Below are 19,984 nucleotides of genomic sequence, written 5' to 3' on the forward strand. Positions count from 1 at the left end.
AGATGATGAGTGAGAAAGACAACATAAAAGAACAATTTCGGCATAAGTTGAACGATTACGAGGCACCTGTTTTGGATAATGAATGGGATCGGCTTGAGGAATCGCTCGACAAAGCCATGCGGCAGCGCGCTGTCCAACGGCAATGGATGGCTGCTGCAGCTGTAATTGTTGCTTTGATAGTGGGTGGGCTGATATATCTGAATTTTCCTGTTGATGGCGATAAGGCGATAGTAACGAAAAAAGTCGCTCCGAGTGATAAAAACGAATCATTGTTCCCTATTGTCGAAGAAAACGAAATGAAGCAATCTCCATTGGTGGTTTCAGCTGACGAAAATAAATTTAAGGAGTTTGAAAAAACGGAAACAGGTATAAAAACGGAGTTACCTGTAGAAACAGAAACGCAATATCCCCAAACGGTGGAGTTGCCTGTTGTTGATGCGGATAAGTCGGATGAAAAAGACTATCCGGAGGAACAGTCGGGAGAACTGACTGACGAAGAGATGGATCGATTTATCGAAGAGTTTGTTAACCAACGAAACAATAATCAGACGCATTTGAGTTTTGCCGAGGAAGGGGAAAGCGAACCTATTGCCATAGCTCTTAATGCCAGAGGAGGGTTGACCTCTTTGCATCGAACGACGAATTCTCCCATGACGTTGAAAAGTGTTGCGACAAAAAATTATGCGGTTAACGATTCACCCGAGAAATCGTTGATGACAGGAAATATGAATCACATGGAATTTAATGCCGATCAAGTCGATGTGACAGAAAATATTGCCGAAATGGTTCACGAACAACCGATTTCTATCGGTCTTACTTTCTCAAAACTTATTATGGATCGTCTTTCGGTAGAAACGGGACTTATGTATACTTATTTATATTCGAAAGCAAAAAATACGGCTAACCAATTTAAAAGTCAAGAAACGCAACAGTTGCATTATTTGGGTATCCCGCTAAATGTGAATTATACTCTTTTATCTTTCCACAAATTAAATGTGTATGTTTCTATGGGAGGAATGATCGAGAAAGATGTGTATGGCAAATATCAATATGTGGATGAAACGGTTGAACCTGAAACAAATGGCACTTCCGGGAAAAAAGTGTCGGTAAATATTCATCAACATAATCCACAGGTGTCAGTGAATGCAGGCATGGGATTATCCTATCCTTTATTCAATAACTTGGGGATATATGGGAAAATAGGGGGAGCCTATTATTTTGATGCCAATAATAAATATAAAACTTTTTATTCCGACAAAAAAATTGTGTTGGATTTGAATGTAGGACTTAAACTTAATTTTTAACTACTAAATAAGAAAAAAAATGAAAAAGAGTGTGTTATTTTTTAGTATGGTGATTATGGGTTTTATGTTAAGCTCATGTCTGGAATCAGGAGATCAGAGTTATACAGGTGTAATGCAGTTTTCTTATGTTACGATGGATAACAGCGGTCTTATTTATGCTCGTAATGAGGGCGGTTTTATAACGAGTGAGAGTATACGAATGTTATATCCGGGCAACTGCTATTTCCTTTCTTATACATGGAATTCGGAGAATGGTATGACTCAGTCAGCTGATGGATTTAATATTTTTAATGTGGTTCTTACAGATGAACCGGAACCCGTGCCTTCCACAACGTTAGTTATGTCGGATGCGCCTGCTGAGGCGGGAACACCATTTTATAAATTTTCGTCTCCTTATTATAGCAGCGATGAATATTTTGGTGATTTCTGGGCATTTTCTTATCAATGGAAAAAGAAAAAAGGGGAGGAAGCAAGGGTGGATTTTTATAAATCTTCAGAAACGACGGAAACCCCCGGTGAAATACTAATTGACGTGCGTTTAAGTAAAACAGGAACGCCTACCGAAACAACGGAAACAATAGAAAACGGAATCATTGCAGTAAATATGTCTTCTTTGCGCAACTTGTTGCAAACTTCAGGTGAAACTGAGACTAAAAATGTTCCCATTCGTTTTCGTTATTATATTGAAGGGGGTTCTGAACCGATCAAAAGCTCTGCATATGCTATTACGATTTACACCGATTAAAGTATTTTCTATACTTAATTGAATTCCGCAAAGAGGGTGTATCACAATGTGATTTCACCCTCTTTGGTTTTTACACCTATTGGAAATAAATTTCAACAAATCAATTCTCAGCGGCTTTTTTTATTTCGATACATTTTTTTGTGCATATCGTTTCCCTGATCAGTGTTTCTTTCTTTGAATCCATTTACCTGTTCGTGGGTGAGGTTATTGTTTTTCAATTTTCCTCTGTGGGGAGTAATAAGTGATTTTTTAGGTGGTTATGTATTGTTGAACCTGCGTTGATAGCTATTTTTTACCTTGAATGAGGATTGTTCGGATATGATAAAATAAAAAACTGCCCTATGTAAGGGCAGTTTTTTTATTTATCGAAAGAAGAACGAAAAAATTATTCTTTTTCTTCTTCTTTTGTCTGAGCGTCTTCTTTGATTTCTTCTGCTTTCTTCACTTCCTCTTTCACTTCCTCGGAATCGGTTTTTGCATCAGTAGTTTCAATAGCCGGTTTTTCTTCAACTTTAACCTCTGAAACTTCTATTTGTTCTGTTTTCAAATCCTCGATTTTCTCTTCTTCTTTTGTTTCTTCGGTTTTTTCATCTCCGGCTTTCGATTTCTTCTTTGTTTCTTTTTTAGGAGCTGCTTTTTGAGCTTCAAGTTTTTCCTTTAAAGCAACCAGTTCTTCAATATCGCCGAATGTTGTTTTCTCGATTATCGGAGTAGAAATCGTTTCCGCCTCTTCCTTTTTCCCTGTACGTTTTGATCTACGTTTCGATTCGGTTTTCTCGTTTTGTTCATCTTCGAATACTCGCGTATGAGATACAACAATGCGTTTAGCATCTTTGTTAAATTCGATGACTTTGAATGGTAATTTCTCATCTACTTGTGCTTGAGAGCCATCTTCCTTTACTAAGTGTTTAGAAGAAGCAAATGCTTCAATACCGTAAGGAAGAGCAATAATGGCACCTTTATCGGTTAGCTCCACTATGGTACCTTCATGAACGGAACCTTCTGTGAAAATGGTTTCAAATACATCCCACGGATTTTCCTCGACTTGTTTATGTCCAAGGCTCAAGCGACGATTTTCCTTATCGATTTCCAATACTTGCACTTCAAGTGGTGCACCAATTTCCGTAACTTCGCTTGGATGTTTGATTTTCTTTGTCCATGAGAGATCAGAGATATGAACCAACCCTTCCACTCCTTCTTCTATTTCCACAAAAGCACCAAAGTTAGTGAAGTTGCGAACGGTTGCCGTATGAATACTGCCAATCGGGTATCTCTCTTCGATGGTTTCCCAAGGATCCGGTTTTAATTGTTTCATTCCGAGGGACATCTTGCGTTCCTCACGGTCGAGAGATAAGATGACAGCTTCTACTTCGTCGCCGACATGTAGAAAGTCTTGAGCAGTATGCAGGTGTTGCGTCCAACTCATTTCCGATACGTGAATTAATCCTTCTACTCCCGGGGCAATTTCTACAAATGCTCCGTAATCGGCAATCACTACTACTTTTCCTTTTACAATGTCTCCAACTTTCAAATTGGGATCTAATGCATCCCAAGGATGTGGCGTTAGCTGTTTTAATCCAAGAGCAATGCGTTTCTTTTCATCATCGAAATCGAGAATAACCACATTGATCTTATCGTTTAATTTGACAACTTCTTCCGGATGTTGAATGCGTTCCCATGAAAGATCGGTAATATGAACAAGACCGTCAACCCCACCAAGATCAATAAATACTCCGTAAGAGGTAATGTTTTTCACTGTTCCTTCAAGTACTTGACCTTTTTCGAGGTGCGAGATAATTTCTTTCTTTTGTTGTTCGAGTTCTTCCTCTATCAATATTTTGTGCGATACAACCACATTTTTGAATTCGGGGTTGATTTTTACAACTTTAAATTCCATTGTTTTATCCACGAACATGTCGTAATCGTGAATCGGTTTCACATCAATTTGTGAGCCGGGTAAGAATGCTTCAATTCCGAACACGTCAACAATCATACCGCCTTTTGTGCGACATTTGATGTATCCTTTAATCACTTCGTTATTCTGGAATGCTTCGTTTACGCGATCCCATGAACGTGTGGCACGTGCTTTTTTATGAGAAAGTACCAGTTGTCCCTTTTTATCTTCCTGACTTTCGATATAAACCTCAACTTCATCGCCAACTTTCAGATCGGGATTGTATCTGAATTCACTCATTGGAACAACGCCTTCCGATTTGTAGCCGATGTTTACGATGACTTCGCGTTTATTCATGGAAGTTACGACCCCGGTTACTACTTCTTTATCGCTGATTTTGCTCAGTGTATTGGTGTAACTCTCGATAAGTTTTTCTTTGTTTTCTTTGCTGTAGCTTTCGCTTCCTTCGGCATAAGTTTCCCAATCGAAATTTTCAATGGGTGTGACATTCTTTGTGTTATCTGTCATTTGTTTTGTAAAAAAAATTAATTAAATAAGTTAGACATTATGTTGCTAAAAAAACGGTGCAAAGATAGATTGTTTTTCTGTATAAACCAATTCTTTGCACCTTAAATTTTTGAATTTATGAGTGATAATGATTGAAATGCAATAATCGATTTTTTGTTTTTAATCGGATATTTTCTTTTCCCATAATAATCCTTCGGCCACTTTTTTGCGTGTTTCCTTTCCGGCAATAATTTCGACGAGTTGCAATGCAAAATCGAACATAAAGCCGGGACCTTTTCCGGTAATGATTTTCCCGTCAACCGCTACATTTTCGCCGGTTATATTTGCTCCGATAAGTTGGGGCTCAAATCCGGGGTAACAGGTGGCTTTTTTCCCCTTAAGCAGTTCTAATCCGCCTAATACCATAGGTGCAGCACAAATTGCCGCTACATATTTTCCTTTTGTCACAAATGTTTTTATTTGTTCTTTCACTCCTTTGTGTTCGTTTAAGTTTTTTGCACCTGGCATGCCGCCGGGCAAAACCAAAACATCGATATCGGAGAAATCCATGGTTGTAAACAACTTATCCGCAATAACGGTGATATTGTGTGCTCCGGTCACTTTCAACTCATTAGAAACAGACACCGTTTGTACCGGTATCTCGGCTCTTCGTAATATATCTACTGTTCCGAGAGCTTCTATTTCTTCGAAGCCGTTTGCTAAAAATAGGGCAACTTTTTTCATAGAAATTTTTTTTGATATATTAATTGAGATTAAACTTATATGTAATGGTTCCTTGCTGATTGTTTCCCGATTGAATTGCATTGAATTTGGTGCTGCGTGCAGCCCGCAATGCTTCTTCCCGAAGCGTTGGACTCGGCGTATTCGTTCCTCGTCCGATTTCGGCATGAATTACATTTCCCGCCGGGTCTACGGTTATATTAACAACCACTGTGCCATAATCGTTCACGGTGTATCGGGGTTGCACAAGTCCCCCCGGTCCCAAGCTCCGCCCGCTAAGATCATACGTTCCTATTCCTCCGCTTCCTTTAGGCGATCCTTGTGTGGTATTTCCTGCAGAAACACCCTGTGTTCCTGTTCCTTCGGTGTTGCCTCTGTTTCCTGAGGTATTTTCTCCGAATAATCCCGACATTTGTTGGTTGATTTCTTTACGACGGGCTTCTTCCTCTCGTTGACGGCGTGCAGCTTCTTCTTCTAAACGGCGTTGTTCCGCCAATCGGGCTTCACGTTGTTTTTCTTCACGTTGTGCTTTTATATCAATCGATGGTTCGTCGTTTTGTGTGATAAGTGGCGATTCGGGATCATGAGGCGTGGTGGGAGGTGTTGAGATAACTGATGTTTCGGTCATCATTGGTTCTGTAGATCCTCCTGCATTTTCTTCTGTACCGAACATGACCGGAATGCCTTCCAATTCCCGCGAAGGGAGAGTGATGGTAAAATATGAAAACAAGAGGATAATCAGGAGCAATCCCGAAAAAATAATTGTTCCGATAATTCCACCTATTTTTTCTTTTTCCATTATGAAATAGCGATTCTTGAAGAAAAAAACCTTTAATTTGGTCGCGTCATCAATACCATTTTAAATTTATGCTTGTTTGCAATGTCAAGCACTTTCACAATTTCCCGGTAAGGAACGCTTTCGTCTGCGTAGAGCGCAACATATACTTCGGGGTTGGCACTATAGGCTGCTTGCAGAAAAGGTGCAATTGCTTCAAAGGGTACTTGACGTTCTGTCTCGTTTCCGTTTGCTACGTAATAATTAAGATTTTTGTCGATAGTTATCCGTGTCAGTGGTTTGGCTTGAGCTTGTTGCTGCGATTTTGGCAACAAAACTTTAATCGAATTTGGCACAACAATAGTAGATGTGATCATGAAAAAGATCAACAACAGAAAAATAACATCGGTCATCGATGCCATACTGAAGGTGGGTTCTATCTTAAAGCGTTGTTTTAATGCCATGAAAATTCTCCTTAATTTGCCGGTTCATTCAAAATGTCCATGAATTCCATGATGCGCATCTCCATTCTATTCACGATCCCTTTTATTTGTGTAGTAAGGTAGTTATATGCAAACAGCGCAATAATGCCGACGATAAGTCCGCCTACGGTTGTGATCAGCGCTTCATAAATGCCTGTTGACAATATATTTACATTTACATTAACACCTGCACTTGCCATGCTCATAAAGGCTTTAACCATGCCGGTAACCGTTCCGAGAAATCCAATCATCGGGGCACCTGCGGCTGTGGTAGCCAAAATGGGTAATCCTTTTTCGAGTTTGGCAATTTCTATGTTTCCAACATTTTCTATTGCTTCTGTAATATCACTCATGGGGCGTCCCAAACGGGAAATGCCTTTTTCTACCATTCTTGAAGCGGGGGTATCGGTTTTTCTGCAAAGTGCCAATGCAGATTCAATTTTTCCTTCATGAATATAATCTTTAATACGATTCATAAATGAATCATCCTCTTTTCCCGCATTACGGATTACCAAGATCCGTTCAATCAACACGTAAATAGAAAGGAGTAGCAAAACAAAGAGTACAATCATAAGCCATCCGCCTTTGATGGCAAGATCGAAAGTGTTGATTGCTGTTTCCGGGGTTTCCACGGTGGTCGTTACTTGTTCCCCCATTTCCCTGAGCGTGTCGTATGCTGCTGTCGGTATTTGTAACAGATTCATTCTGATAATTTACTTTACTGATTTACTATTTTTCTTTCAAAATTTGTTTATGGTGTAAAGATAATATTTCAACAGGATTAATCCTGATTTTCAGGCATCTTTAAACAATTTTTATACGCTTTTATTGTTTTTTCGAGTCCCATATACAAGGCATCACAAATGAGTGCATGACCTATGGAAACTTCACTAAGCCATGGAATATGAACATAAAAATAGTTTAAATTATTCAAATTCAAATCGTGACCCGCGTTTACGCCAAGACCAAGTTTTTTTGCCAGTATTGCTGCTTCCACATAAGGAGCAACAGCTTTTTCTTTATCTTTCTCGAACATTTCTGCATAGGGTCCGGTATATAGCTCGATTCGATCAGTTCCGATGGCAGAGGCTCCTTCTATCATTTCGAGGTCCGGATTTACAAATATGGAGGTGCGGATGCCCAACGACTGAAACTCGTTTACAACATCCGTGAGAAAATCTTTATGAGTGACAGTATCCCATCCGGTGTTGGAAGTGATGGCATCATGAGCATCGGGAACCAATGTAACTTGGGTAGGCCGTATTTTCTTAATCAACGAAATAAATTCAGGAGAAGGATTCCCCTCGATATTGAACTCCGTATAAACTTTCGGTTGTAAATCGAACACATCTTTTCGTTTGATGTGTCTTTCGTCAGGACGAGGATGAACGGTGATTCCGTCGGCGCCAAAACGTTGGCAGTCAATTGCTACTTGAACTACATTCGGTAAATCGCCTCCACGCGAGTTTCTCAAGGTGGCTATTTTGTTGATATTAACGCTTAATTTTGTCATAGCATACACTCCTTAAACTGTTTCCAAGATGGATAACCTAAAAAATAAAAAACTCCTGTTTATTAAAAAGTAAAGAAAATATAAAAAAACCAATATAAAGTTCGCTGTATCTAAAATTTTTCCATCTTTGTAAACCAAACTACAAAAATAATACGAATAAACCGTTTTTTAAACATGTCAACCAAAGAATTTATCAAAAACCAGGTAGAAAAGTTTTCTTCACACATTACGCCTGAGGAGTTTGCCGATTTAACGGAGGCAGAAAATTCGTTAATTATTTTAGAGGTACCTTCGAAAGATTACACACTCACCGAAATTGCACGAATCATTGAAAGTAACAATGCTCATGTCATGAGTTTATCTGTTTTGCCGGTTTCGGATGGTTCAACACTTCTTATATCCATTAAATTGGATATTTCAGATCTTACCCCTGTATTGCGTAGTTTTGAGCGGTTCAATTATAATGTCATTTATTATTACATGAAAGAAGGTGAAATCAACGATATACAAAGAGAGCGCCTTCAGGAGTTGTTGTTTTATCTCAACATGTAATTTAGATCAATAATGAAGTTATTTTAAATGGATATGAAAATAGCGTTATTTGGCAATACTTCTTCTGATAGAGATCCTCAATTTGAAAAATATATATTTTCTGTATGTGAGGCAATAAAAAGATATCCCATTCATCTTTATCTGCCTGATATGCTTTTTTATTCTCTTTCGCCCGATATTCAAGATAAAATTCGTCCTATGTGCATACTCTTTGATGTAACACCGCCGGTGGATATGGCAATGAGTGTGGGAGGCGATGGTACTTTTTTGCGCACGGCTTCGATAATTGGCGATATGGAAATACCTATTTTGGGAATTAACACCGGGAGATTAGGATTTCTTGCGGATATCAATTGCGATGAATTGGATGATACGCTACGGGAGATTGTAGAAAATAAATATCGAATAGAAGAACGTATATTGCTCGAAATCGACACAAATGATGAACCCAATCCTTTTGGCAGCATCTGTGCATTAAATGAAGTGGCCATTCTGAAACAGGATACGGCATCCATGCTTTCCATTCATGCTTATATCAATGGTGAATATTTAACATCGTATCGGGCTGACGGGTTGGTAATAGCTACTCCTACCGGTTCCACAGCCTATTCTCTCAGCATTGGCGGCCCTATTTTGGTTCCCACATCACCCAGCATTATTTTGGCTGCCATTGCTCCTCACAGTCTTACGGCAAGGCCATTGGTTGTAGGCGACGATAGCCGTATTTCGTTAAAAATTGAAAGCAGGAGCAAGCACTATCTGGTATCTCTCGACGGACAGTCGCAAATATTCAATGAGCATACCCTTATCGAGGTTTATAAAGCACCTTATACTCAGAAAGTAGTAAAACGCCTAAACCATACTTTTTTTAAAACACTTCGTGATAAATTAATGTGGGGTGCCGATCTTAGAAAATAAAAATCGATTATGTATCCGTGATTTTCCTCTAATTTTGAGTTTCATCTTCGGTTTCTACCTCAACAGAATTTCCCTCTGCGCTCACTTCTTCTTTATAGGGTAAAAATGTATCGAGTGCAAGAATCAGCAGGTAAAAGATAGCCATAAAAATGAATACTCCGATTATTCCTATACCTGCAATTTCCAATGCTTTTTCTATTGCTTGTGTCATAATGATCTGTTTTTATGCCAATAATGGAACCAATGTTAAGATAATGCCACCGGCTACAACAGAGCCGATCTGACCTCCGACATTTGCACTGATTGCCGGCATGAGCAGGTAATTGAACGGGTCTTCTTTCTGACCCATCTGATGAATTACACGAGCCGACATGGGAAATGCCGATATTCCGCATGCTCCGATCATCGGATTGATTTTATTTCCTTCTTTACGGAACAGATTCATGAATTTTGCAAAAATTACGCCGCCAAATGTGTCAAAAATGAATGCAAATAATCCTAAGGCAATAATGATGAGCGTATCCACACGAATGAAACGATCGGATGTCATGGTGCTGGCAATGGTAATACCTAACAACAGGGTTACCAGACTCGCCAATTCGTTTTGTGCTGCTAACGACAACTTGTTTAGTACTCCGCATTCGCGTATCAAATTACCGAACATTAAAAAACCGATAAGTGCTAACGATGACGGGGCAATGATCCCGGCTACGATCGTTACAGCAATGGGGAATGCTATCAGGGCTTTTTTCGATATTTTTTTGTTGTAATTTCCTGCTGTGGACATCCGAATCAATCGTTCTTTTTTGCTCGTCAACAATCGTATAACCGGAGGTTGAATAATGGGTACCAGAGCCATATAAGAATATGCCGCTACAGAAATAGGGCCGAGCAGATTGGGCGCAAATCGTGAAGCCACTACAATAGATGTGGGTCCGTCGGCTGCACCGATAATTCCGATGGAAGCAGCTTCTCTTAAATCGTACCCCAGCAATGAAGCAAAAATCATGGTCATAAAGATACCGAACTGAGCAGCAGCTCCAAACAGCAACAACGATGGATTGCGAAACAGGGGCGAAAAATCAATCATTGCCCCAATGGCAACAAATATCAGCAGAGGAAAGATTTCGGTAACTATTCCTGCATTAAAAAATGTATTCAACACTCCTTCCACGGCTTGTCCCGTAGCAGGATCTATTTGTGTAATTGCCGATGAGAAGGGTATGTTTACCAAAATGGCTCCAAACCCAATTGGCAATAATAAAGTAGGTTCATAATTTTTGGCAATAGCCAAATAAATAAGAATGAGCCCGATAGCGATCATAACCAAGTCCTGCCATGTCATTGATGCAATTGCAGGCATTAATTGCTCTAATCCCATAATAATTTCTCCATTAATATATAGTTAACCATTTTTGAATTATTCATTTCCAAAATTTGTTGTTCCTTAGTTTTCCGTAGCAGGTAAAATCCTCATCCTTTTGGATATTCTTCAAAAAAAGGTTTACGAGTAGCGGGATACGGTTTTATTTCACTTCATTAGCGTTAACCCAAGAAACCAAGCATAATACCGGCAGCCACAGCCGATCCGATCACTCCGGCAACATTGGGTCCCATTGCGTGCATCAAGAGATAATTGGAGGGATCGTATTCCAATCCGATTATTTGGGAAATTCGAGCTGAATCGGGAACAGCCGATACACCGGCATTACCAATAAGCGGATTGATTTTGTTCTCTTTTTTCAAGAATAAATTAAATATTTTTACAAAAAGAATTCCGGCTATGGTTGCAATAATAAAGGATAGCGCTCCAATAATAAATACTTTAACGGACTGTGCCGTTAAGAATGTGGTAGCTTGAGTAGATACACCTACAGTTAATCCTAAAAGGATAGTAACGATATCGATTAGCGGCCCACGAGCGGTTTCAGCCAAGCGACGTGTAACGCCCGATTCTTTGAGCAAATTTCCGAAGAATAACATTCCCAATAGCGGGAGTCCTGATGGGACGAGGAATGCGGTAAGTAACAATCCTACGATAGGGAATAAAATTTTTTCTGTTTGTGAAATCACTCTGGGTGGGGTCATATGGATAACGCGTTCCTTTTTAGTAGTTAACAGCCGCATGAATGGAGGCTGTATAATCGGTACTAATGCCATATATGAATATGCCGAGACAGCTATGGCCCCCATCAGATTAGGGGCTAATTTTGAAGAAAGAAAAATGGCGGTCGGCCCGTCGGCTCCTCCGATAATTCCTATGGCTCCGGCTTGATTGGGTTCAAATCCCAATTGTAAGGCAATGATATAGGCTCCAAATATACCGAATTGACAGGCTGCACCTATCAAAATAAGTTTGGGGTTGGCAATCAGTGCCGAGAAATCGGTCATTGCACCGATACCCAAAAAAATAAGCGGCGGATACCATCCCTGTACCACTCCCTGATAGAGGATGTTTAAAACTGAACCTTCTTCATAGATGCCAACTTTTAGGTTTGCTGCTTCGTCAAAAGGAATATTACCAATGAGCATACCAAAACCTATGGGAATTAAAAGAAGAGGTTCAAACTCGAATTTAATAGCCAAAAAAATAAACAATAATCCTACCAGAATCATGATGATATGGCCCGGTTCGGCATTGGCAAAGCCGGTAAATCCCCAAAAAGTTTGTAAATTATCTCCTAACGATAATAATGTATTCATTATATCCGGTTTTTATTCGATTACTACCAAATCTGCGCCTTCAAGAACGTTGTCGCCTTTATTTACCAATATTTGTGTTACTTTTCCATTGGTGTTGGCAAGAATGTTGTTTTCCATTTTCATTGCTTCGAGAATCATCAAGGTTTGACCTTTTTTCACTTGGTCTCCTACTTTGCATTTGATATCGATGATAATTCCCGGCAAAGGAGATTGAATAACGTTTTTGGCTGGCGATGCTGATGGCCTAGTTACCAATGGAGTAGTGGCGCTTTTTGGAGTAGGAGCCGGAGCAGCCTCACGACTCGGACGTCTTACACCTACCAATGGTTTTTTGGTTTTTTGTTCCAGTTCTACAGTATAGGGAATTCCGTTCACTTCCAATTCTATCGTTGAATCATCGGAGTTAAGAATAACAACTCTGTATGGTGCTCCGTTAATTTTATAATTTAATTCTTTCATCGGAATATATTTTGATCGTGTTACTTCTTATTTATTAGGGAGTTGACGCAATGTGTATATTTTTGAACTCCACGGAGAATAATTCTTTTTAACTTGTTGTATGGTTAAAATGGTACTTTCTATGTCGTGTTGATCTTCTTTTAATTCGGTTATTGCTGCCGCTATGGCTGCCAACACTTCGCCCGACAATTGGGATTCACTTCGGGCAGCGGAAAGTTTCCTCCTTCCGGCGACTCTTTTTTGTGTCATATTTTTTGAAAAATTACCTATACAATGAAACATGAGATAAAGGAGGAATAACCCGGTGAACACTACCAGCATAGAGGTAATGGTAATTATTATTCCCAATGGATCGTTTCTTTTCATTTCTGCTATCTTGGGATTTTCTGCTATAATTGCATTGTTGCTGTTTGGGGTCACTCTTTCCAGAATGGTTGCCATCAGGTTCCCTTCTTCATCATATTTAAAACCGTCCTTAGGATAACCAAAGGTTTTATCGGCGGGGATTCCTTTGGGTACAATAATTTCATCGATCAGCGTTTTCCCATCAACATCATATAAAGCAATATAGTTTTCTCTTGTCGAGTCCAGTTCAAAGTTGGTGTGAAAATTTCCATGAAACGGTTTGGCATCGGCCCAGAATATGGCTTGTTGATAGGGCTTAATCCGGGTTCTCACGTCTCCCAAGGGAATCGGATACATTTTAGGATTGTTCTTATCGGTTGTAAGATACATTCCTCCCAGATCCTGTGTTTTGGCCGTGTTGTTGTAAATTTCGATCCATCCGTTGCGTTGGCCAAATTCGTCTATCATGTTGGTTTTATTATTGACCATGACTTCATTGATAACCCACGACGGATTTTTTTTCTTAGTTGAACAACTGCCAAAAGTCAAAGTAATGGCAAGGAGCAGGAATCCTATTTGATTAAGTTTTGTCATAATTTTCCACTTATTATAAAGGCAAATTATCGTGTTTTTTGGGAGGATTCACCAATTTTTTTGTTTGCAGTTGCTGTAAAGCGCGAATGATGCGGAAACGCGTATTTCGAGGTTCGATAATATCGTCGATATAACCATAACGCGCAGCGTTATATGGATTAGCAAACAATTTGTTGTACTCGTTCTTCTTTTCTTCTATAATAGCTGCCTGTTTTTCGGGATCCTTTTCTGCTGCAATTTCTTTACTATAGAGTACTTCTATTGCACCCTCGGCACCCATAACGGCTATTTCGGCACTCGGCCATGCATAATTGATATCGCCGCGAAGTTGCTTGCAGCTCATAACAATGTGTGCTCCACCATACGATTTTCGTAAGGTAACGGTAATTTTGGGAACAGTGGCCTCGCCGTATGCATACAATAATTTGGCCCCGTGAGTAATTACACCGCCATATTCTTGTCCTGTACCGGGAAGAAATCCGGGAACGTCAACCAACGAAACGATTGGGATATTGAATGCATCGCAAAAACGGACAAAACGTGCACCCTTGCGCGAAGCATTTATATCGAGAACTCCGGCAAGATATTTGGGCTGATTAGCCACGATACCAACTGTTTGTCCATTAAAACGGGCAAACCCCACGATGATGTTTTTTGCATAGTCGGCGTGAACTTCAAGAAACTCACCTTTATCGATGATAGCACCAATCACTTCATACATGTCGTATGGTTTATTGGGGCTGTCCGGTATGATTTCGTTTAAGGAGTCTTCCAATCGGTCAATGGGATCATCGTTGGGAAACAGTGGAGGATCTTCAAGATTGTTCTGAGGCAGAAAACTGAGGAGTTTGCGGATAAGTTTCATACCGTCTTCTTCTGTTTGCACAGCAAATTGTGCTACTCCCGATTTTGAAGTATGTACCGATGCTCCTCCCAATTGTTCTTGAGTAACATCTTCTCCGGTAACCGTTTTCACTACTTTGGGGCCGGTAAGGAACATGTAAGATGTTCCTTCCGTCATAATGATGAAATCGGTTAGCGCAGGTGAATAAACGGCACCCCCTGCACATGGCCCGAAGATGGCCGATATCTGAGGAATTACACCGGATGCCAATATGTTACGTTGGAAAATTTCGGCATATCCTGCCAATGCATTGATTCCTTCTTGGATACGAGCTCCTCCCGAGTCATTGATGCCGATAAGCGGAGCGCCCATTTTCATGGCCTGATCCATCACTTTACATATTTTCTTTGCCTGCATTTCGGAAAGTGAACCGCCGAAAACCGTAAAGTCTTGTGCAAAAACATAAACCAGACGTCCTTCAATGGTGCCATATCCGGCTACAACGCCATCACCAAGATATTTTTGGTTTTCCATTCCGAAGTTGTGGCAGCGATGTTCCACAAACATATCGAATTCTTCGAAACTTCCCTCATCCAGCAACATGGCGATGCGCTCGCGCGCTGTATATTTCCCTTTCAGGTGTTGGGATTCTATTCTTTTTAAACCTCCTCCCAAACGAGCCTTTTCACGTAACTCTATTAGCTCTTTTATTTTTTCGAGTTGAGTGCTCATATCTATGGTTATATTTTTTGAAAATGGATAGTAAAGATGTATTTGTTTCCTTATTAGCGATATATCGAAATTTTTATTCCGGATGCTCGCAAAGTTCAGTTAAAACGCTGCCTGTCGATTTGGGGTGTAAAAAAGCAATATTCAACCCTTCTGCCCCGGGTCTGGGGTGTTGGTCGATCAAGCGAATGCCTTTGGCCTCCATTTCTCTCAGCGCTTCTTCCACATTTTTAGTAGCAAAAGCAATGTGATGCACGCCTTCTCCTTTTTTTTCGATGAATTTGGCAATGGTGCTGTCTTCGCAGGTTGGCTCCAGTAATTCAATTTTGGTTTGTCCGATCTTGAAGAAAGCTGTTTTTACTTTTTGATCCTCTACTGTTTCAATGTTGTAGCATTTTAGTCCGAGAACTCCCTCGTAGTAAGGGAGTTGCTCTTCTATGCTTTTAACGGCAATTCCAATGTGTTCAATGTGGGTAATTTCCATTCTGTTATAATTTTTTAGATACTAAAAAGCACCACAAAGGTACAATTTAATATCTTAGTGTAAAATAATTTTTTTGTTGTAATCCGTTTAGATGGAAGAAATGCGGAGTACTTCAAGCAGTTCTTCACTTATTTCGCGTTCTTTTTTAATTGCTCGTTGAAAAGGGACATAGTCAATTTCGTTCTCGCGAATGCCGATCATTACGTTTCGTTGATCTTCGAGGAATGCCTGAATGGCTGCAACTCCCATTCTGCTTGCCAGAATTCGGTCTTGGGCCGATGGCGATCCGCCACGTTGCAGGTGACCAAGAATAGACACGCGCACATCGTATTGAGGGTATTCATTCTTCACGCGTTCGGCCAGTTTCAATGCCCCTCCGGTAACTTCGCTTTCGGTAACCAGCACCATGCTACTGTTTTTTGATTTTCTGAATCCCTGTTCAATAAGTTCGGCCAACTGGTCTTTTTCTATGCTGATTTCGGGAATAATGGCAGCTTCGGCACCGGCGGCTATAGCACTGTTTAATGCCAAATAACCGCAATTGCGTCCCATTACTTCGATGAAGAACAATCGTTCGTGCGATGTGGCTGTATCGCGGATTTTATCCACTGCCTCCATAATGGTGTTCAATGCCGTATCGTACCCGATAGTAACATCGGTACCGTTCAGGTCGTTATCGATTGTTCCGGGTAACCCTACGATGGGAATGTTGTATTCGTTGGCAAAAATATTGGCTCCGGTTAGCGAACCATCTCCTCCGATGACAACAAGAGCATTTATTCCTTCCCTTGTCATGGTTTCGTAGGCAACTTTACGTCCCTCAATCGTTTTAAATTCGTCGCAACGTGCCGTTTTCAGAATCGTACCGCCACGCTGGATGATGTTGCTCACACTGTCTGTTTTAAATTCCACTACATCTCCGGCAATAAGACCTCTATATCCTTTATAAATCCCTTTTACACGGATTCCGTTGAAAATGGCGGCACGGGTTACTGCACGAATAGCAGCATTCATACCCGGAGCATCTCCTCCTGAGGTAAGAACGCCGATACATTTAATGTTTGATGCCATAATGAGAAATTATTTTTTTAGGAAACCTTATGTATTTTCCCAAAACAATGAAGTGCAAAGATAAAGTTTTTTGCGGGTAACAAAAAAGCTTTTTAGGGTTTTAATTTCATGATTCTTTCTGCCAGCGCTTGCATTTGCCACTTAGGAGTGGATGTTGCGCCGCAGATACCAACCCTGTCATTGTCCTTTATCAACGAAACATCCAATTCGTCGGGAGAATGGATGAAGTAGGAGTTGGGATTACTCTTTTTGCATTCGTTAAAAAGAACTTTTCCGTTGGAGCTTTTTTCTCCGGCAATAAAGAAGATGATATCGTGTTGCGATGCAAATATGTTGATGTGCGGAATCCGGTTGGATACCTGGCGGCAGATCGTATCGTGATATTCGAATTTTGCATCATTGGTCATTTTTTTCTGAATGATGTCGATAATTTCACGAAAATCTTCCAGATGGTTAGTTGTTTGAGAAAATAAATGGATATCTTTCGAGAAATCCAGTTTGTCGAGATCTTCTTTTTTTTCGATTACGATTGCCGATCCTTCGGTTTGGCCCAACAAACCGTTTACTTCGGCATGCCCTTTTTTTCCGTAAATAACGAGTTGAATTTCGTTGTTCGCTTTGCTGAGGTAGGTTCTTTTGATTCGTTTTTGCAGTTCCAATACCACCGGACAAGAGGCGTCGATGATTTCGATATGATTTTCTTCCGCAATCCGGTATGTTTCGGGCGGCTCGCCATGAGCGCGGAGGAGAACACGCACATTTCTCAGTTTTTTAAATGTTTCGTGATCGATAGTAACCAACCCCATTTTAGTCAGGCGTTCCATCTCCACATTATTATGGACGATATCTCCCAAGCAGTATAATGTTTCGCTTTTCCGCAATTCTTCTTCGACTTTGCTGATGGCTCTTTCTACTCCAAAACAGCAACCCGATTGTTGATCGATTTCAACTTTAAGCATAGTGACAGATTTGCTGCATTTTTTTGTTAAACATATCGATTGCCCATTGTAGCTGTTCCTCAACAGTAAGATTCGAATTGTCTAGTTCAATGGCATCGTCTGCTTTACGTACCGGACTTTGCGAACGGTTACTGTCGCGTTCGTCGCGCTCTTTTATATTGGCAAGAACTTCCTCATATGTGATCTCCTCTCCTTTCTCTTTCAATTCGTTAAAACGACGAAGAGCACGTGTTTCCGGCGAGGCGGTCAGAAATATTTTCAGTTCTGCATCGGGAAAAACTACGGTTCCTATGTCCCTACCGTCCATCACAACCCCTTTTTCTTTTCCCATCTCCTGTTGTTGGCGAACCATTTCGCGACGCACGAAATCGAGTGTACTTATGCGGCTTGCAGCATTCCCTACTTCCAGCGAACGGATCTCTTTTTCCACGTTTTCGCCATTCAAATAGGTTTCCTGCTGCCCTTGCTCGTTGGTTCTGAAGGTGATGCGAATTTCCGGAATATGTTGTTTCAATGCTTCTTTGTCAATGTCGTCTTCTGTCACCCAACCACTACGTAGGGCATATAGCGCAACGGCTCGATACATTGCTCCACTATCAATATACGTATATCCGATTTTTTTTGCCAAGTCTTTTGCCAATGTACTTTTACCGCAGGATGAAAGTCCGTCGACAGCAATGTTTATTTTTTTCATTGAACCTTATTCTGTTATTTGTTCACTATAAATAGAGACAAAGATAACATGTTTTTTGCGGAATTTATTCTTCGACTTTTGTGAATATCGTAATCGCTACACCCTCGTCATATATCAATGCATCTTTTGGCATATGCAATGTCAACCATGTTACATACAGATCGCCTGCCGATCCCGCAAAATTGAGAATGACTGGGATATAAACGAACCAATACCATTCAATCGGTACCGAAAATAGAATTATCGTTAAAAGGATTCCGAGAATGATTATCGGGGCAAGTGCGATAAGGATATAGCTTAGACGGTCGAAATACATGTCGCTTCCCGTATATGCATACGTAGATTTGAATCCGAAATGGGGCTTATTTTTGCTGATCAACCCAATTGCTATGCCGTGAAAAGCTTCATGAAGGATGATGTAAACAAAAAGAGCAACGAGCATCAACACAATTTTGATCATTACAGGGAAAAAACCTCCTTTCGGAATTACGGTTTTGAAAGGAACGTCGGTCAGTCCTATCAGCATTATCGCTACAATAAGAGCAGTGACGTTTATAATGATTGCGTCTTTTTTGCTGTTTACGAAATCGATTTTTGCATATTCTTTATAACCTTCCGGGAGATTTTTCGTATTCATTTTAGTTCCCAGACATTATCCGAACCCATTAAGAAATCGGTAAACGTTTTTTTCGGCATCTTTTTTTGCACCTCTTCGATTTGTTTTTCGTATTCGTCTTCAAATGTAGGAGCCTGAACATCGCGAATCACACCGAGAGCGACCGGAAGATCATTCTCGTATCCCATTCGAGCCAGTTTAAAATGGAGGGTACTGTCTTTAGTGGTGGCATCGTGCACCAGTACATCGTCCAACGTATAACCGTCCTGTCCGATGGTTACTGCTTTCAGTTGCAGGTTTTTTTCGGCTACGATACCTTTTTCGTTGTTGGCACCGAAAAGCATTTTTTTGCCCTGTTGCAATACGATGGTTCTCTCGGCGCGGAAAGCTTTGTCGGCAATTTTGCTGTGGATGCCGTCGTTGAAGATCACGCAGTTCTGCAACACTTCCATTACCGAAGTTCCTTTGTGTTTTGCCGAAGCCACCATGAGGTCGGTCAGGTTTTTGAGATCTACGTCAATAGCCCGCCCAAAAAAGGTACCTCGTGCTCCGAAGCAAAGTTCTGCCGGATTGAATGGTTCTTCCACCGTGCCGTAAGGCGATGATTTTGAAATGAACCCTTTTTCTGAAGTGGGTGAATATTGCCCTTTGGTCAATCCGTAGATTTTATTGTTAAAAAGGATAATGTTGATATCCACGTTTCTGCGAATGGCATGAATGAAATGGTTTCCTCCGATGGCAAGCGAGTCGCCGTCGCCCGTTGCCACCCACACACTCAGGGCGGGGTTGGCTGTTTTTACGCCGGTAGCGATAGCTGATGCACGACCGTGAATGCTGTGCATGCCGTAGGTATTCATGTAATAGGGCAGTCGCGAAGAGCAACCGATACCCGAAATCACGGCTATTTCGTGTGGTTCGAGGTTCAGTTCGGCCAACGCCTTGTGAAGGCAGTTCAAAATGGCATGGTCGCCGCAACCCGGGCACCACCGTACTGCACTTCCGTTTTTATAATCTTTGGGTGTATGTTGCTTTTGATCCGTAAGATTTGTTTCCAT

General features: G+C 40.7%; 22 protein-coding genes. 4 read left to right on the forward strand and 18 right to left on the reverse strand.

The genetic code is table 11. The annotated features are described in order from the left end of the window. Window positions 1-2 precede the first annotated feature (2 nt). Both OLM34_RS08800 and OLM34_RS08805 read left to right on the forward strand, forming a co-directional pair. Window positions 3-1,304, forward strand: coding sequence for a PorT family protein (locus OLM34_RS08800; protein ID WP_264406710.1), 1,302 nt, complete (start codon window positions 3-5; stop codon window positions 1,302-1,304). Between the two features lie 19 nt (window positions 1,305-1,323). Next, complete coding sequence (locus OLM34_RS08805; protein WP_264406711.1) at window positions 1,324-2,049, forward strand: hypothetical protein; 726 nt, start codon at window positions 1,324-1,326, stop codon at window positions 2,047-2,049. 385 nt (window positions 2,050-2,434) lie between these two features. On the opposite strand, the gene rpsA is transcribed toward OLM34_RS08805, so the two are convergent. From rpsA to OLM34_RS08835, 6 genes are all read right to left on the reverse strand, one after another. Continuing rightward, on the reverse strand, window positions 2,435-4,471 hold the full coding sequence (gene rpsA, locus OLM34_RS08810) for a 30S ribosomal protein S1 (protein WP_264406712.1): 2,037 nt from the start codon (window positions 4,469-4,471) through the stop codon (window positions 2,435-2,437). Window positions 4,472-4,630: 159 nt separating this feature from the next. After that, complete coding sequence (locus OLM34_RS08815) at window positions 4,631-5,194, reverse strand: DJ-1 family glyoxalase III (protein ID WP_264406713.1); 564 nt, start codon at window positions 5,192-5,194, stop codon at window positions 4,631-4,633. Between the two features lie 19 nt (window positions 5,195-5,213). Beyond that, window positions 5,214-5,990 carry an energy transducer TonB family protein gene (locus tag OLM34_RS08820; protein WP_264406714.1) on the reverse strand — a complete coding sequence of 259 codons (777 nt, stop codon included), beginning with the start codon at window positions 5,988-5,990 and terminating at the stop codon, window positions 5,214-5,216. Between the two features lie 32 nt (window positions 5,991-6,022). Further along, window positions 6,023-6,430, reverse strand: coding sequence for an ExbD/TolR family protein (locus OLM34_RS08825; RefSeq protein ID WP_264406715.1), 408 nt, complete (start codon window positions 6,428-6,430; stop codon window positions 6,023-6,025). An 11-nt stretch (window positions 6,431-6,441) separates the two neighbouring features. Next, entirely contained in the window at window positions 6,442-7,152 is a 711-nt protein-coding gene (locus OLM34_RS08830) for a MotA/TolQ/ExbB proton channel family protein (RefSeq protein ID WP_413777213.1), read from the reverse strand. Window positions 7,153-7,229: 77 nt separating this feature from the next. Further along, window positions 7,230-7,961, reverse strand: coding sequence for a pyridoxine 5'-phosphate synthase (locus OLM34_RS08835; protein WP_264406716.1), 732 nt, complete (start codon window positions 7,959-7,961; stop codon window positions 7,230-7,232). 174 nt (window positions 7,962-8,135) lie between these two features. Here OLM34_RS08835 and OLM34_RS08840 point away from each other — a divergent pair, with 174 nt between their 5' ends. Beyond that, window positions 8,136-8,513 carry a hypothetical protein gene (locus tag OLM34_RS08840; RefSeq protein WP_264406717.1) on the forward strand — a complete coding sequence of 126 codons (378 nt, stop codon included), beginning with the start codon at window positions 8,136-8,138 and terminating at the stop codon, window positions 8,511-8,513. Window positions 8,514-8,546: 33 nt separating this feature from the next. Beyond that, entirely contained in the window at window positions 8,547-9,431 is an 885-nt protein-coding gene (locus OLM34_RS08845) for an NAD kinase (RefSeq protein ID WP_264406718.1), read from the forward strand. A 28-nt stretch (window positions 9,432-9,459) separates the two neighbouring features. Here OLM34_RS08845 and OLM34_RS08850 read toward each other — a convergent pair whose 3' ends face one another. From OLM34_RS08850 to OLM34_RS08905, 12 genes are all read right to left on the reverse strand, one after another. Continuing rightward, window positions 9,460-9,642: an OadG-related small transporter subunit gene (locus tag OLM34_RS08850; RefSeq protein WP_264406719.1), complete on the reverse strand. Its 183-nt coding sequence runs from the start codon at window positions 9,640-9,642 to the stop codon at window positions 9,460-9,462. Window positions 9,643-9,654: 12 nt separating this feature from the next. Continuing rightward, window positions 9,655-10,812, reverse strand: a complete 1,158-nt coding sequence (locus tag OLM34_RS08855; protein WP_264406720.1) for a sodium ion-translocating decarboxylase subunit beta — start codon at window positions 10,810-10,812, stop codon at window positions 9,655-9,657. Window positions 10,813-10,976: 164 nt separating this feature from the next. Continuing rightward, complete coding sequence (locus tag OLM34_RS08860; RefSeq protein WP_264406722.1) at window positions 10,977-12,134, reverse strand: sodium ion-translocating decarboxylase subunit beta; 1,158 nt, start codon at window positions 12,132-12,134, stop codon at window positions 10,977-10,979. A gap of 12 nt (window positions 12,135-12,146) precedes the next feature. Further along, the gene (locus OLM34_RS08865; RefSeq protein ID WP_264406723.1) at window positions 12,147-12,593 is read right to left on the reverse strand and encodes an acetyl-CoA carboxylase biotin carboxyl carrier protein; all 447 of its coding nucleotides are present in this window, start codon (window positions 12,591-12,593) and stop codon (window positions 12,147-12,149) included. A 27-nt stretch (window positions 12,594-12,620) separates the two neighbouring features. Continuing rightward, a complete protein-coding gene (locus OLM34_RS08870) occupies window positions 12,621-13,532 on the reverse strand; it encodes an OadG family transporter subunit (protein ID WP_264406724.1) in 912 nt (303 codons plus the stop codon). A 13-nt stretch (window positions 13,533-13,545) separates the two neighbouring features. Further along, a complete protein-coding gene (locus tag OLM34_RS08875) occupies window positions 13,546-15,108 on the reverse strand; it encodes an acyl-CoA carboxylase subunit beta (RefSeq protein WP_264406726.1) in 1,563 nt (520 codons plus the stop codon). 73 nt (window positions 15,109-15,181) lie between these two features. Continuing rightward, a complete protein-coding gene (gene mce, locus OLM34_RS08880; RefSeq protein WP_264406727.1) occupies window positions 15,182-15,589 on the reverse strand; it encodes a methylmalonyl-CoA epimerase in 408 nt (135 codons plus the stop codon). A gap of 87 nt (window positions 15,590-15,676) precedes the next feature. Then, window positions 15,677-16,660, reverse strand: a complete 984-nt coding sequence (gene pfkA, locus OLM34_RS08885) for a 6-phosphofructokinase (protein ID WP_264406729.1) — start codon at window positions 16,658-16,660, stop codon at window positions 15,677-15,679. A 92-nt stretch (window positions 16,661-16,752) separates the two neighbouring features. Further along, window positions 16,753-17,619 (reverse strand): 4-hydroxy-3-methylbut-2-enyl diphosphate reductase, encoded by an 867-nt coding sequence (locus OLM34_RS08890; RefSeq protein WP_264406730.1) that lies wholly within the window; start codon window positions 17,617-17,619, stop codon window positions 16,753-16,755. After that, the gene (gene cmk, locus OLM34_RS08895) at window positions 17,612-18,313 is read right to left on the reverse strand and encodes a (d)CMP kinase (RefSeq protein ID WP_264406731.1); all 702 of its coding nucleotides are present in this window, start codon (window positions 18,311-18,313) and stop codon (window positions 17,612-17,614) included. The genes OLM34_RS08890 and cmk overlap by 8 nt, the downstream gene beginning before the upstream one ends. Before the next feature lie 64 nt (window positions 18,314-18,377). Beyond that, a complete protein-coding gene (locus tag OLM34_RS08900; protein WP_264406732.1) occupies window positions 18,378-18,950 on the reverse strand; it encodes a DUF3267 domain-containing protein in 573 nt (190 codons plus the stop codon). Further along, window positions 18,947-19,984: a 2-oxoacid:ferredoxin oxidoreductase subunit beta gene (locus OLM34_RS08905; RefSeq protein ID WP_264406734.1), complete on the reverse strand. Its 1,038-nt coding sequence runs from the start codon at window positions 19,982-19,984 to the stop codon at window positions 18,947-18,949. Before OLM34_RS08905 ends, OLM34_RS08900 begins: the two co-directional genes overlap by 4 nt.

It is taken from the genome of Anaerorudis cellulosivorans (genome assembly GCF_025943985.1).
In the GTDB taxonomy this organism is placed as follows: domain Bacteria; phylum Bacteroidota; class Bacteroidia; order Bacteroidales; family Dysgonomonadaceae; genus Anaerorudis; species Anaerorudis cellulosivorans.